The organism is Rhizobacter sp. Root1238, assembly GCF_001425825.1.
Taxonomy (GTDB): domain Bacteria; phylum Pseudomonadota; class Gammaproteobacteria; order Burkholderiales; family Burkholderiaceae_C; genus Rhizobacter.
Genome location: NZ_LMDM01000023.1, coordinates 296,564 through 309,721 on the forward strand (window position 1 = coordinate 296,564; position 13,158 = coordinate 309,721).

Below are 13,158 nucleotides of genomic sequence, written 5' to 3' on the forward strand. Positions count from 1 at the left end.
CGCGATGGCTCGCCGCAGCAAGCCGCCGGCGCCCGGCGCCTGGGCGGCTGCGCTGAAGGCCGGCTTCGAGGCCACCTCCACCCAGGTGCAGCAGATGCACCAGGCGATCGCGGACCAGGCCTTCGCGACGGTGCAGCAGGTGCCCGTCGTCGCCGCGCCGGCCCGCTGGGTGCAGCGGGTGCACGACACCCTCAGCACCGCGGTCCACGCGACGGTGCGCCAGACCGGCGCTACCGTCCTCACGCTGGCCGGCCATGCCGAGCAGCGCTTCACCGATCCGACACGCCAGCCCGGCACCCGCGAGCTGGCGCTGCGCAGCGCGCTGAACGGCGTTGCCGGCGACGCGCTGCAAGCCGCCGGCAACCCGCTGGCGGTGCGCATGGCCTTGCTGCCCGCGGGCGTGGCGCCGGGCGAGCGGGTCTGCCTGTTCATCCACGGGCTGGCCTGCGACGACGGCAGCTGGACGGTCGAGCGCCGTGCTTCCGACGGCGATTCCTACCCGGCGATGGTCGCGCGCGAGTTCGGCGCGACACCGCTTTTCCTGCGCTACAACAGCGGGCTGTCGATCGCCGACAACGGCCGCGCGCTGTCGGCGCTGCTGACGACGTTCATCGCATCGGCGCCGGGGCGCGCCGGCAGCCTCGTGCTGGTCGGCCACAGCATGGGCGGGCTGGTCGCGCGCGCGGCCTGCGAGCAGGCGGCCGCCGATGGCAGCCCGTGGCTCGAACGAATCCGCATGCTGGTGTGCCTGGGCACGCCGCACCGAGGCGCGCCGCTGGAGCGGGCCGGGCAGGTGTTGTCGTCGGTGCTGGACGCGTCGGCGATGACGCGGCCGCTGAGCCGGCTGGCCGATGCGCGCAGCCGTGGCATCCGCGACCTGCGCGATGGCGCGGGGCCGGGCACGGTGGCGGTGCCGATGCGGCTTGTCGCAGGGCTCGGCGACGGGCTGGTGCGGCCGGGCAGCGCGGGCGACCCGGCGCTGGCCGGCGATGTCGAGCGCGTCGAGATCGACGGCATCGGCCACATGGCATTGCTGAACCACCCACGCGTCGCGGCCGCGCTGCGGCGCTGGCTGCGCACGACCTGGCCCTGATCAGCGGGCGTCGCGGCGCGCCCGGCGAGCGACCTGCCGGACGACGAAACGGCCCGGGTCGATCGCGTCGAGCAGGCTGCTTTCCAGCGGCGCCGGTGCGCCGGTGATCGCCGACGCCAGCACGTCGGCACCGAGCGCCGACCAGGTGATGCCGCGCGACCCCAGTGCGGTGAACACGAACAGGCCCGGCACGCGCGGCACGAAGCGAACCTGGTCGATCGGCCGCGCAATGGCAGCCTGCAGGTCGGGTACCGCGCCGACGACCGGCAAGCGGTCGCCCGCGACCCAGCGCCATGCGGTGCGGCCTTGCAGCGTGCCCGCCGCGACCGGCGCGGCCTGGCCGGTCAGCCGCTCGTATTGCGCGAGGTTGAGGGCATGGTCGGTCTCCCGCACGTCGGGCGCCATGTCGCCGGCGGCGCTGGTGGCGCCGAACACCGCCTGGCCACCGACCGACGGCAGCAGGTAGCCTGCGCCGGCCACCGGGAGGCGCGGCAGCGCCCAGCCCGCGTCGGCGGGTGCGAAGCTCAGCTGCCCGCGCACCGCGTCGACGGTCCACTCGGGGTGGCCGAGCAGCCGCAGCGCGTCGCCGGCGTTGGCGAGCACGAGGACCGGCGCACGGGCGATCGTGGCGCCTTGCGCATCGCGCAGCTGCCAGTCGCCGTCGCCTTCGCCTTCGCCGTCTGCCTCCGCGCGGTGGATCGACTCGACCCGCAGCCCGCCGCGCCATTGCACCCGCTCGCCGCCCTGCGCGATGAACCAGCGCACCAGCGCGTCGGGCCGCACCCAGCCTCCCTGCGGATAGAACCAGGCCGGCTGGTGCAATGCCAGGCCGGCGAGGCGCGCAGCCGCATCGGCATCGAGCGCCTGCACGTAGTCGGCCGGCAGGCCGACCCGATCGATCACCGCCTGCATCGCGGCCGCGCTGGGCAGCGTGGTCTCGAGCCGCAGCAGGCCGTCGAGCGCACCGGGCACGCCGTCGCGCAACGCGCCGGCGAGCACGCGCGCGATCTCCAGCGCCGCCGCGCGGTTGAAGCGCGCATGCGTGCCGTCCTGCGCATTGACGATGCCGTGGAACAGCCCGGCCGGATTGCCCGACGCCTCTTGCGCCGGCTGCGCGTGCCGGTCGATCAGCTCGCACTGCCAGCCCTGCGCGGCGAGCGCGGCGGCGGTGGCGCTGCCGGCCAGCCCGGCACCGACGACGATCGCGCGGCGCCGCATCGACGGGGCGGCGGCGCGGGCCGGCGCACGGCGCGGCACGAAGGCCGGCGCGTAGCGGGCGATCGTGATGTCGCGCTTGCCGCCGCGTCCCGGCACCCGTTCGACCGCGAAGCCGGCCGTCACCAGCCCGTCGCGCACCGGGCGCGCGGCGCTCCAGGTGGCCGCCGTCGCGCCCGGTGCGGCAAGCCGCCCCAGGGTCTTCAGCAGCCGGCTGTCCCAGGCCTCGGGGTTGCGTGCGAGGGCGAAGCCGTCGAGGTAGAACGCATCGACCTCGGCCACCAGCTCGGGCAGCCACGCGCGCGTGTCGCCCAGCGCCAGCAGCAGCTGCACCCGGCCGCCGTCGAACGACAGGCGGTGCAGGTTCGGCGTCAGCGGGGGCCAGGCGGCTTCGAGCTGGCGCGCGAGCGCGGCCCATTGCGGCTCGCGTGGGACCTGCCGCAGGTCGTCGCGCCGCAGCGGGTTCAGCTCGGTCGAGATGAACTGCAGCGTGTCGCAGCGCTGCGGGTCGCGCTGCCAGGCATCCCAGGTGGCGAGGAAGTTGTTGCCCAGGCCGAAGCCGGTCTCCAGCACGACGAAGCGCGGGCGCTGCTGCCAGCGTTGCGGCAGCTGGTTGCCGCCGAGGAACACATGCAAGGCCTGTTGTGCCGCGCCGGCGAGCGGGTGGTAGACGTCGCCATGGCGCGGCGAGAACGGCAGCCCCTGCGGCGACCAGCCGAGCTCCGCCGGAACGATCGGGCGCGTGTTCATGCGGCGCGGCGCGACAACCAGTCGAGCAGGCGCGCGCGCGCGTCGGTCAGGCCGCGGTAGGCCAGCACCGCCGGGCTCATCGTCGACAGCGCGTCGTGCACTTGGCGGGCCTGCGCCGGGTCGGCCAGCGCCTGGGCCAGCGGCGCCACGCCGACGCGGATCGTGAACACCGCCTGGTGCCCGCCGGCCACCGGGATGAAGGTCTGGTGCTCGGTGCGGAAGAAGGCGCGCGACGCGAGCTCGTCGGCCGTCGCGGTCGGCGGCCACGGTGCCGGGTCGACGCGATCGGGGTGGGCGTGCAGCCGCGGATGGCGCGTGATCGTCCAGACGAAGCGCTCCCAGCGGTCGGCCTGCGTGACGAGCCGCGCGAGGTGGTCGCTGGCGTTGACGAGCAACTGGTTGTCGGCGACCGGCGCGTGCACCTCGGCGAAATGCCGGCCGACCTTGTCTTCGGGCGCCCAGTTCGATGGCAGGCAGACCGCGAGCCATGGGATGCGGGCGCTGTCGCCGTCGATGACCGCGAAGTCTTCGGCGAAGGCCAGGCTCAGCAGCGCCGGCAGCCGCCACCGGCCGGGCAGGGCGTGCAGGCAGGGGCCGATCCCGGGCACCGGGTCGGCTTCGGGCACCGGCTCGTCGCCCAGCAGCGACCACCCGAGCCATCGCGCATGCCAACGGCCATCGCTGCCGTGTTGCCATGCCGCCGGATGCTCTGCCGCCGCGTGCTCGCACAAGGCCCGCAAGGCCCCGGCGGCCTCGAAGCCGGGCGTGGCGAGCAGGGCCTGCGTGGGGAAATCGCGCAGCACCTCCAGCTTTTCGCGCAGCGTCGGATCGCCGGGCCGCGATGGCGTCAGCTGCGGCGCGCCAGGCGCGAGCCGGCGCAGGCCGGGCTGCATCCGGAACGGCGCAGTGACGGTGGCGAAGTCGAAGCCGGCAGCAGGGCTCATGGTCACGGACGGTAGCAAAAAGGGCACCCGAGGGTGCCCTTTGTGGGGAGAGTGCGGCAGGCGCGATCAGACGCGCTTGCGGTACTCGTGCGTGCGGGTGTCGATTTCGATCTTGTCGCCGGTTTCGACGAACAGCGGCACCGAGATCTCGAAGCCGGTGGCCAGCTTCGCCGGCTTCAGCACCTTGCCCGAGGTGTCGCCCTTGACGGCCGGCTCGGTGTAGGTGATCTCGCGCACCAGGCTGGTCGGCAGTTCGACCGAGATGGCCTTGCCGTCGTAGAACACCACTTCGACCGGCATCGCGTCTTCGAGGTACTGCACCGCGTCGCCCATGTTCTCGGCCTCGACCTCGAACTGGTTGTACTCGGCGTCCATGAACGCGTACATCGGGTCGGCGAAGTAGGAGTAGGTGCACTCCTTCTTGTCGAGGATGATCTGGTCCATCTTGTCGTCGGCCTTGAAGACGACTTCGGTGCCCGAGTTGTTCAAGAGGCTCTTGAGCTTCATGCGGACGGTGGCGGCATTGCGGCCACCGCGGCTGTATTCGGTTTTCAGCACGACCATCGGGTTCTTGTCGTGCATGATCACGTTGCCTGCGCGAATTTCCTGTGCGATTTTCATAACGGTTTCCGTGGGGCGGTGTCGATCGGGCTGTATCAGTTATCTGTATCAGTTATCTGTATCAGCTATCTGTATCAGCAACATCAGCGCGCGCCGGAATCGATCCACCCAGAACGCGCAAAGCCGGCGATTTTATAGCGATTCGGCGACGAAGGACAGCAACTGACTGGCGAGGTCGGCCTGGGTGAGCAGCGCTTTGCGCCAAATCAGGCACTGCGCCTGCCAGGATGTGCGGTCCGGGCCGGCCGCCGGCGCCGCCTGCAGGCCGTTCCAGGCGCGCCAGGCGGCACGGATGTCGGACGACGCGTCGAAGCGATCCAGGAAGGCGTGCAGCTTCAACGCGTGCACCCCGTCGTGCTGCGGGTAGATCTGCCAGATGAACGGCCGGCCGGCCCAGAGCGCGCGGACCAGCGAATCCTCGCCGCGCACGAAATTCAGGTCGCAGGCCCACAGCAGCCGGTCGAATTCCGGCTGCGTGAGATAGAGCAGCGACTGCACCCGCACCGACGCCGGCAGTGCCGGCAACGCTGGCGCGGTGCCGGGCACCAGCAGCAGCGTTCGCCGATGGCCGGCGTGCTCCAGGCTGCCGAGCAAGGCATCGGCCGACGGCACCTGGTAGCAGAACAGGCTGGCCAGCTGCTCGCCCGGCTGCGGCGCGATCCGGTGGGCCGCGAGCCAGGCGTCGCGGTCGAAGGCCTCGCGCTGCGCCATCAGGTCCGGCTCGCGCAGCAGCCCGCCGGTGGCGGGCGTGAAGCCGGGGTAGAAGAACCACTTGCCGAAGCCGCGCGCCGGCCCGTGCATCTGCGGCGAGCGCAGGCGGTGGCTGCGCTCGACATAGCCTTCGGCGCTCAGGTATTCGAGGTTGATCCACACCGGCTTGCGCGGCGCTTCGGCCGCTTTTTCGGCGATGCGCACCAGCACCGCCGGCGGCAGTTCGCAGCCGAAGGCCTCGATCACCACGTCGCCGATCGGCCGGGTGTCGTCTTCCGCCTCGGGCCAGGCCCGCAGCTCGACGCCGGCCGCGCCGCCCGGCGCCATCCATGCGAGCGCGCGCGCATCGTCGACCCACAGCCGCACCCGTTCGCCGCGCGCGGCCAGGTCGGCGGCAAGGCGCCAGCACACGCCGATGTCGCCGAAGTTGTCGACGACGCGGCAGAAGAGATCCCATTGCAGCTGCGGCATGCGCGGCATTATCGGCAGCGGCACAATCCCGGGCGATGAACGAGACGACGTCGTTGCCCGAAGAAGAGCCTGCCGCGCCCGCGGATTCCAGCCTGTCCGCCGATGCCGGCCGCGAGCGCCTGCTCGCCGAGGTGCTGGCGCTGCCCGGCCTGCCGGGCGTCTACCGCTACTTCGACGCGCAGGACGCGGTGCTGTACGTCGGCAAGGCACGCGACCTGAAGAAGCGCGTCTCGAGCTACTTCCAGAAGAACCATGGCGGCACGCGCATCGGCCACATGGTCGGCAAGATCGTGCGGATGGAGACCACGGTCGTGCGCTCGGAAGCCGAGGCGCTGCTGCTCGAGAACAACCTGATCAAGACGCTCAACCCGCGCTACAACATCCTGTTCCGCGACGACAAGAGCTACCCCTACCTGAAGATCGTCTCGCACGAATTCCCGCGCATGGCGTACTTCCGCGGCGCGGTCGACCGCCGGCACCGCTACTTCGGGCCGTACCCGAGCGCGTGGGCGGTGAAGGAATCGATCCAGCTGCTGCAGAAGGTGTTCCACCTGCGCACCTGCGAAGACACCGTCTTCAACAACCGCACGCGGCCCTGCCTGCTGTACCAGATCAAGCGCTGCTCCGGCCCGTGCGTCGACTACATCGCCGCCGACGACTACGCGCGCGACGTGGCGAACGCCGAGCGCTTCCTGCTCGGCCAGCAGCAGGAGGTGATGGACGGGCTGCAGGCGCAGATGATGGCGCACGCCGAGGCGTTGCAGTTCGAGCAGGCGGCCGAGATCCGCAACCAGCTCGGCGCGTTGTCGAAGGTGCTGCACCAGCAGTCGGTCGAGGACAACACCGGCGTGTCGACGAAGGACGCCGACATCCTCGCGGTGAAGGTGCAGGGCGGACGTGCCTGCGTGAACCTCGCGATGGTGCGCGGCGGGCGGCACCTGGGCGACCGGCCGTACTTCCCGGCGCACGTCGAGGACGGCACCGAGATCGCGGCCGATGCCGCGGAAGGCGAGGCCGCCGACGCTGCCGCGCGCTCGTCGCCCGAGGTGCAGGTGCTGGAGGCCTTCATCGCGCAGCACTACCTCGACAGCGAGGTGCCGCCGCTGCTGGTGCTGAGCCACCCGGTCGGCAAGGCGCTGATCGATGCGCTGACCGAGCACAGCGGCACCCGGGTGACTGCGCAGCACCAGCCGCGCGACGCGCGCCGGGCCTGGCTGGACATGTGCATCCAGGGCGCGCAGCTGAAACTCGCGCGGCTGCTGTCGGAGGAAGGCTCGCAGCAGGCGCGCACGCGCGCGCTGGTCGAGGCGCTGGACCTGTCGCCGGAGAACCTGGACACATTCCGAATCGAGTGTTTCGACATCAGCCACACCGCCGGCGAATCGACGCAGGCCTCGTGCGTGGTGTTCGAGACCCACAAGATGCAGAACGCGCAGTACCGTCGCTACAACATCGAGGGCGTGACCGGCGGCGACGACTACGCCGCGATGCGCCAGGTGCTGACGCGGCGCTACAGCAAGATCGCCGCGGTGCTGGCCGACGCACCGGCCGCGCCTGCCACGGTGCGCATGCCCGACCTGGTGCTGGTCGACGGCGGGCGAGGCCAGGTCAGCATGGCGCGCGAGGTGTTCGAGGAGCTCGGCCTGGACCTGTCGCTGATCGTCGGCGTCGAGAAGGGCGAAGGCCGCAAGGTCGGCCTCGAGGAACTGGTGTTCGCCGATGGCCGCCAGAAGGTCTACCTCGGCAAGGATTCGGCGGCGCTGATGCTGGTGGCGCAGATCCGCGATGAGGCGCACCGCTTCGCGATCACCGGCATGCGCGCGCGGCGTGCCAGCGTGCGCACCGGCGGCAGCCGGCTCGAAGACATACCCGGCGTGGGGCCGAAGAAACGTGCGAAACTTTTGCAGCGCTTCGGAGGCGTGCGTGGCGTGGGCCATGCGAGCGTGGAAGATCTCGTCACCGTCGAGGGGATCTCCAGAGAACTGGCGGAGGAGATCTATCGTGCGTTGCATTGATCGGACTGACCACCCCCGAGACGCCTGCGGCGTCTCCCCCTCAAGGGGGCGCCGCCGGCGGCCCGGCAAAGCCGGTTCCGCGGCGTCCGCTTGGTTGTCGCTGGCCTGCGGCTTTGCTCTGTTGCTTGCGGGCTGCGGATCGACTCCCGCACCCTCTCCAGCGCCTGCCCCCGCGCCTGTGTCGCGGCCTGCGCCGGCTCCCGCACCCGCAACCGCTGCGCCGGCCCCCGCACCCGGCGGCTTCGTCAAGCTGACGGCGCCGGGCCCGGTGCGCAACTGGAACGAAGTGCGCCTGCAGGCCGCGCGGCGCATGGTCGCGTCGAACCCGAACGGCACCTACATGAGCCGCCCGCCCGACATCCTGCTGGCGATCCCGGTGCTCGAGGTCGAGCTGAACTCCGACGGCAGCGTGCGCCGCATCGATGTGCTGCGCTACCCGGGCCAGGCACCCGAGACCACGCAGATCGCGATCGACGCGATCAAGCGCGCCGCGCCGTTCGGCGATGTGTCGAAGCTGCCCAAGCCCTGGAAGTTCGTCGAGACCTTCCTGTTCGACGACGACAAGCGCTTCAAGCCGCGCACGCTGGATCCCTGAAGAACTTGGGCACAATGCCGCCCATGTTCTTCAATCTCCCGACGCTGCTGACCTGGGCGCGCATCGTTTCGATTCCGCTGGTCGTCGGGGTGTTCTACCTCGACGTCAAGGAACCGCACCAGAACCTGATCGCGACGGTGCTGTTCATCGTCGTCGCGCTGACCGACTGGGCCGACGGCTACCTGGCCCGCCGCCTCAACATGACGTCGTCGTTCGGCGCCTTCCTCGATCCGGTGGCCGACAAGTTTCTCGTCTGCGCCGCGCTGCTGGTGCTGGTGCACCTGGGCCGGCTGCATGCGCTGATCGCGCTGGTGATCATCGGCCGCGAGATCGCGATCTCGGCGCTGCGCGAATGGATGGCGCAGATCGGCGCCTCCCGCAGTGTCGCGGTGCACATGCTCGGCAAGCTGAAGACCACCGTGCAGATGATCGCGATCCCCTTTCTGCTGTACCACGGCACGCTGTTCGGCCTGATCGACACGCAGCTGTGGGGCACCTGGCTGATCTATGCATCGGCGGTGCTGACGATCTGGTCGATGGTGTACTACCTGCAGAAGGCGCTGCCGGAGATCCGAGCCAAGGTGCGATGAACTCCACCAGCGCGCGCGACCGCCTGCTGCAGGCGATGCCGCCGGTGTTCGTGCTGATCTGGAGCACCGGCTTCATCGTCGCGCGCTACGGCATGCCGCATGCGCCGCCGATCTCGTTCCTGTCGATGCGCTATGCGCTGTCGGTGCTGTGCTTCGGTGCCTGGATCGCGATCTCGCGAGCGGCCTGGCCGAGCGGCCGCGCGCAATGGCTGCACCTTGCCGTGTCGGGCGTGCTGATGCATGCCGGCTACCTGGGCGGCGTGTGGGCGGCGGTGAAGTCCGGCATGGGCGCCGGCACGATCGCGCTGCTGGTCGGCCTGCAGCCGGTGCTGACGGCGGTGTGGCTCAGCGTCACGTCGACCGCGGGCGACGGCGAATCGCGCGTCTCGTCGCGCCAATGGCTCGGTCTGGTGCTCGGCCTGTCGGGGCTGCTGCTGGTCGTGTGGCGCAAGCTCGGTGCCGGCGAGCTGACGGCCTGGAACCTGACGCTTGCCGCCTTCGCACTGGTGTGCATCACGGTCGGCACGCTGTACCAGAAGCGCTTCGTCGCCCCCTGCGACGTGCGCACCGCCAACACCGTGCAGTTGCTGGCCGCGCTGGCGGTCAGCCTGCCGGTCGCGCTGTGGGAGGCGCTGGTCGAGCACGAGGCGATCGTGTTCCATCCGCACCTGATCGGCGCGATGGCCTGGTCGGTGATCGGCCTCACGCTGGGCGGCAGCTCGCTGCTGTACCTGCTGATCCAGCGCGGCGCCGCCACGCGCGTCACCAGCCTGCTCTACCTGGTGCCGCCGACCACCGCGCTGATGGCCTGGCTGCTGTTCGGCGAGTCGATCACGCCGACGATGGTGCTGGGCATGGCGCTCACCGCCGTCGGCGTGGCGCTGGTGGTGCGCTCGCCGGCCCCGGCCGCTGCGGCGGTGCCAGCCACGGCGGCGTCGCCAAGGCCTGAATGAGCTGCTGCTGAAGAAGGCGCACCCGGCGCGGCACGCTGCTGTTCGGCGCGCGCGGCGGCAGCACCCAGTGCACGTCGGCATCGAGCATCGCGTAGCGCGGCAGCACCTGCTGCAGGCGGCCGCTGCGCAGGTGCTCGTGCACATCCCACAGCGAGCGCAGCATCAGCCCGTGGCCGGCCAGCGCCCAGTCGCGCACCACCTCGCCGCTGTTGCTCGCGAGCGGGCCGTTCACCCGCATCGTCACCGCGGCACCGCGCGGCGACAGGTCCTGCAGGCGCCAGGTGGCGGGTTGGTCGTCGTTCTCGCTGACGACCAGGCAGGCATGCTGCGCGAGCTCGTCGAGCGCCTGCGGCACGCCGGCGCGCTGCAGGTAGGCCGGCGCGCCGACGATGATCCGCCGGTTCGATGCCAGCCGGCGCGTGACGACGTTCGGATCGCGCGGCGCCCACAGCCACACCGCGGCGTCGAAGCCGGCGGCCCGCAGGTCGGGCAGTTGCTCGCGGAGGTGGAGCTGCACCTGCACCTGCGGGTACGCCGCATGGAACTGCGCCAGCAGCGGCCCGAGCCACGCATGGCCGAAGCCGAACGAGCTGCACAGCCGGATCAGGCCGCGCGGCTCGTCGTGGCGCTCGGTCAGCTGCGCCTGCAGCTGCTCGAAGCCCTGCAGCAACGGCCGCGCCTGCGCCACGAAGGCCTCGCCGTGCGGCGTGAGCTGCAGCCGGCGCGTGCTGCGGTGGAACAGCCGCAGCCCGAGCCGCGACTCCAGCGCCGCCAGCCGCTTCGACACCGCCGGCGGCGCCAGGTCGAGCTGGCGTGCCGCGGCGGCCAGGCTGCCCAGCTCGGCCGCGCTGCTCACCAGCAGCAGGTCGGAGCGCTCGATCATTGATGCCTCCAGGGAACGAATGGGTTTCCGGATTATTGCTTGCTGACGCCGGGCGACCGCACCAGAATGCGCCGCATGTTCGAAGCATTCGAGAGCCGGCGTTTCGCCGTCGATGGGGCCGAAATCCAGGCGCGGGTGGGCGGGCAGGGCGCGCCGCTGCTGCTGCTGCACGGCCATCCGCAGACGCATGCGATGTGGCACCGCGTGGTGCCGCAGCTCGCGCAGCGGTTTCGCGTCGTCGCGATGGACCTGCGCGGGTATGGCGATTCGTCGCGGCCCGCACCCGACGACGCGCATGCGATGCACAGCAAGCGCGCGATGGCGCGCGATGCGGTCGACGTGATGGCGCAACTCGGCCACACGCGCTTCGCGGTGTGCGCGCACGACCGCGGCGCACGCGTGGCGCACCGGCTCGCGCTCGATCATCCGCAAGCGGTGTCGCGGCTGCTGCTGCTCGACATCGCGCCGACGCTTGCGATGTACGAAGGCACGACCGATGCCTTCGCACGCGCCTACTGGCATTGGTTCACGCTGATCCAGCCGGCGCCGCTGCCGGAGCGGATGATCGGCCACGACCCGGTGTTCTACCTGCGCAGCGTGATGGGGCGGCGCCATGCCGGGCTGGCCGCGTTCGATGCGGCGGCACTCGCCGAATACGAGCGCTGCATCGCGCTGCCGGGCAGCGTGGCGTCGATCTGCGAAGACTACCGGGCCTCCGCCACCATCGACCTCGACCATGACGGCGCCGACCGCGCGGCGGGGCGCCGCATCGAGGTGCCGTTGCGCGTGCTGTGGGCCGAGCACGGTGCCGTCGGGCGCTGCTTCGACGTGCTCGCGCTGTGGCGCGATGCCGCGCGAGACGTGAGTGGCCGGGCCGTGCCCTGCGGCCACTACATCGCCGAAGAATTGCCCGAGCTGCTGCTCGCCGAGATGAACGATTTCCTGAAGGACTGAACGATGAACGCGCCGCACAAGAAGACCCACCGCATCGCCGTGATCGCCGGCGACGGCATCGGCAAGGAGACCGTGCCCGAAGGGCTGCGCGTGCTCGAGGCCGTGGCCGGCCGCTTCGGCATCGGGCTGCAGTTCGACCATTTCGATTTCGCGAGCTGGGACTGGTACGAGCGCCACGGCCAGATGCTGCCGGACGACTGGAAGGACCAGATCGGCGGTCACGATGCGATCTTCTTCGGCGCGGTCGGCTGGCCGCAGAAGATCCCCGACCACGTCTCGCTGTGGGGCTCGCTGCTGAAGTTCCGCCGCGAGTTCGACCAGTACGTGAACCTGCGGCCGGCGCGGCTGATGCCCGGCATCCGCTCGCCGCTGGTGGGTCGCGACGGCCGGCCGCGCGCGCCCGGCGAGATCGACATGATGATCGTGCGCGAGAACACCGAGGGCGAGTACTCCAGCATCGGCGGGCGCATGTACGAAGGCAGCGAGCGCGAGATCGTGATCCAGGAGACGGTGATGTCGCGCGTCGGCGTCGACCGCGTGCTGAAGTTCGCGTTCGACCTGGCGCAGTCGCGGCCGCGCCGCAAGCTGACCTCGGCCACCAAGTCGAACGGCATCTCGATCACGATGCCCTACTGGGACGAGCGCGTCGAGGCGATGGCCCGCACCTATCCCGGCGTGGCGGTCGATCGCTTCCACATCGACATCCTGACGGCGCACTTCGTGCAGCGCCCCGAGGTGTTCGACGTGGTGGTCGCGAGCAACCTGTTCGGCGACATCCTGTCGGACCTCGGACCGGCCTGCACCGGCACCATCGGCATCGCGCCGTCGGCCAACCTGAACCCCGCGGGCACGCACCCGTCGCTGTTCGAGCCGGTGCACGGCTCGGCGCCCGACATCGCCGGACGCGGCATCGCGAACCCGATCGGGCAGATCTGGTCGGGTGCGATGATGCTCGACCACCTGGGCCACCGCGACGCGCACGATGCGGTGCTGCGCGCGATCGAGACGGTGCTCGAGCCGTCGTCCGGTGCGCCGCGCACCCCCGACCTGGGCGGTGCGGCCCGCACCGCCGACCTGGGCCGCGCGATCGCCGAAAGCATGTGACACCGCATGACAGGCGGGGCGGCCGACACGGCTGGAACCCGCGCCGAATATGACGCGGACAGCCTATTGTCAAGCGAGGAAGCACGCTCGCGGACGCTGCCTTCGGATGCAGCTGATTACGCATAGAATCCGCTTCCGCGCTTGACACTGTCGGTGCCTGAGGCTGTAATCGTTCGAGCCGATGGCCCCATACCGCGCGGCCCGGATCCAGGCTCCACACCCATCCAGATTCTTTTCAAGACACCTTTTTTTGAGGGGG

The 13,158-nt window shown here is 70.9% G+C and carries 12 protein-coding genes; 7 read left to right on the plus strand and 5 right to left on the minus strand.

What is annotated here, in order from left to right:
* Window positions 1-4 precede the first annotated feature (4 nt).
* A complete protein-coding gene (locus ASC98_RS18070) occupies window positions 5-1,093 on the plus strand; it encodes an alpha/beta hydrolase (protein WP_056814215.1) in 1,089 nt (362 codons plus the stop codon).
* On the opposite strand, the gene mnmC is transcribed toward ASC98_RS18070, so the two are convergent.
* From mnmC to earP, 4 genes are all read right to left on the minus strand, one after another.
* Complete coding sequence (gene mnmC, locus ASC98_RS18075; protein ID WP_056814218.1) at window positions 1,094-3,058, minus strand: bifunctional tRNA (5-methylaminomethyl-2-thiouridine)(34)-methyltransferase MnmD/FAD-dependent 5-carboxymethylaminomethyl-2-thiouridine(34) oxidoreductase MnmC; 1,965 nt, start codon at window positions 3,056-3,058, stop codon at window positions 1,094-1,096.
* A complete protein-coding gene (locus tag ASC98_RS18080; RefSeq protein WP_056814221.1) occupies window positions 3,055-4,002 on the minus strand; it encodes a heme-dependent oxidative N-demethylase subunit alpha family protein in 948 nt (315 codons plus the stop codon). Before ASC98_RS18080 ends, mnmC begins: the two co-directional genes overlap by 4 nt.
* Window positions 4,003-4,068: 66 nt before the next feature.
* Window positions 4,069-4,623 (minus strand): elongation factor P, encoded by a 555-nt coding sequence (gene efp / locus ASC98_RS18085; RefSeq protein ID WP_056814225.1) that lies wholly within the window; start codon window positions 4,621-4,623, stop codon window positions 4,069-4,071.
* A gap of 132 nt (window positions 4,624-4,755) precedes the next feature.
* A complete protein-coding gene (gene earP, locus ASC98_RS18090; protein ID WP_157597728.1) occupies window positions 4,756-5,814 on the minus strand; it encodes an elongation factor P maturation arginine rhamnosyltransferase EarP in 1,059 nt (352 codons plus the stop codon).
* Window positions 5,815-5,840: 26 nt separating this feature from the next.
* On the opposite strand from earP, the gene uvrC reads away from it, so the two are divergent.
* From uvrC to ASC98_RS18110, 4 genes are all read left to right on the plus strand, one after another.
* A complete protein-coding gene (uvrC, locus tag ASC98_RS18095) occupies window positions 5,841-7,820 on the plus strand; it encodes an excinuclease ABC subunit UvrC (protein WP_082541660.1) in 1,980 nt (659 codons plus the stop codon).
* A 178-nt stretch (window positions 7,821-7,998) separates the two neighbouring features.
* Window positions 7,999-8,415, plus strand: a complete 417-nt coding sequence (locus ASC98_RS31120) for a hypothetical protein (RefSeq protein ID WP_235581309.1) — start codon at window positions 7,999-8,001, stop codon at window positions 8,413-8,415.
* A 23-nt stretch (window positions 8,416-8,438) separates the two neighbouring features.
* Entirely contained in the window at window positions 8,439-9,005 is a 567-nt protein-coding gene (gene pgsA / locus ASC98_RS18105) for a CDP-diacylglycerol--glycerol-3-phosphate 3-phosphatidyltransferase (protein WP_056814230.1), read from the plus strand.
* Window positions 9,002-9,958, plus strand: a complete 957-nt coding sequence (locus ASC98_RS18110) for a DMT family transporter (RefSeq protein WP_056814233.1) — start codon at window positions 9,002-9,004, stop codon at window positions 9,956-9,958. Before pgsA ends, ASC98_RS18110 begins: the two co-directional genes overlap by 4 nt.
* Here ASC98_RS18110 and ASC98_RS29575 read toward each other — a convergent pair.
* Window positions 9,867-10,841, minus strand: coding sequence for a LysR family transcriptional regulator (locus ASC98_RS29575; protein ID WP_235581310.1), 975 nt, complete (start codon window positions 10,839-10,841; stop codon window positions 9,867-9,869). The two genes, ASC98_RS18110 and ASC98_RS29575, sit on opposite strands and share 92 nt — an antisense overlap.
* Window positions 10,842-10,916: 75 nt before the next feature.
* Here ASC98_RS29575 and ASC98_RS18120 point away from each other — a divergent pair, with 75 nt between their 5' ends.
* Both ASC98_RS18120 and ASC98_RS18125 read left to right on the plus strand, forming a co-directional pair.
* Complete coding sequence (locus ASC98_RS18120; RefSeq protein ID WP_200952965.1) at window positions 10,917-11,795, plus strand: alpha/beta fold hydrolase; 879 nt, start codon at window positions 10,917-10,919, stop codon at window positions 11,793-11,795.
* Between the two features lie 3 nt (window positions 11,796-11,798).
* Window positions 11,799-12,899: a tartrate dehydrogenase gene (locus ASC98_RS18125; protein WP_056814240.1), complete on the plus strand. Its 1,101-nt coding sequence runs from the start codon at window positions 11,799-11,801 to the stop codon at window positions 12,897-12,899.
* Window positions 12,900-13,158 lie beyond the last annotated feature (259 nt).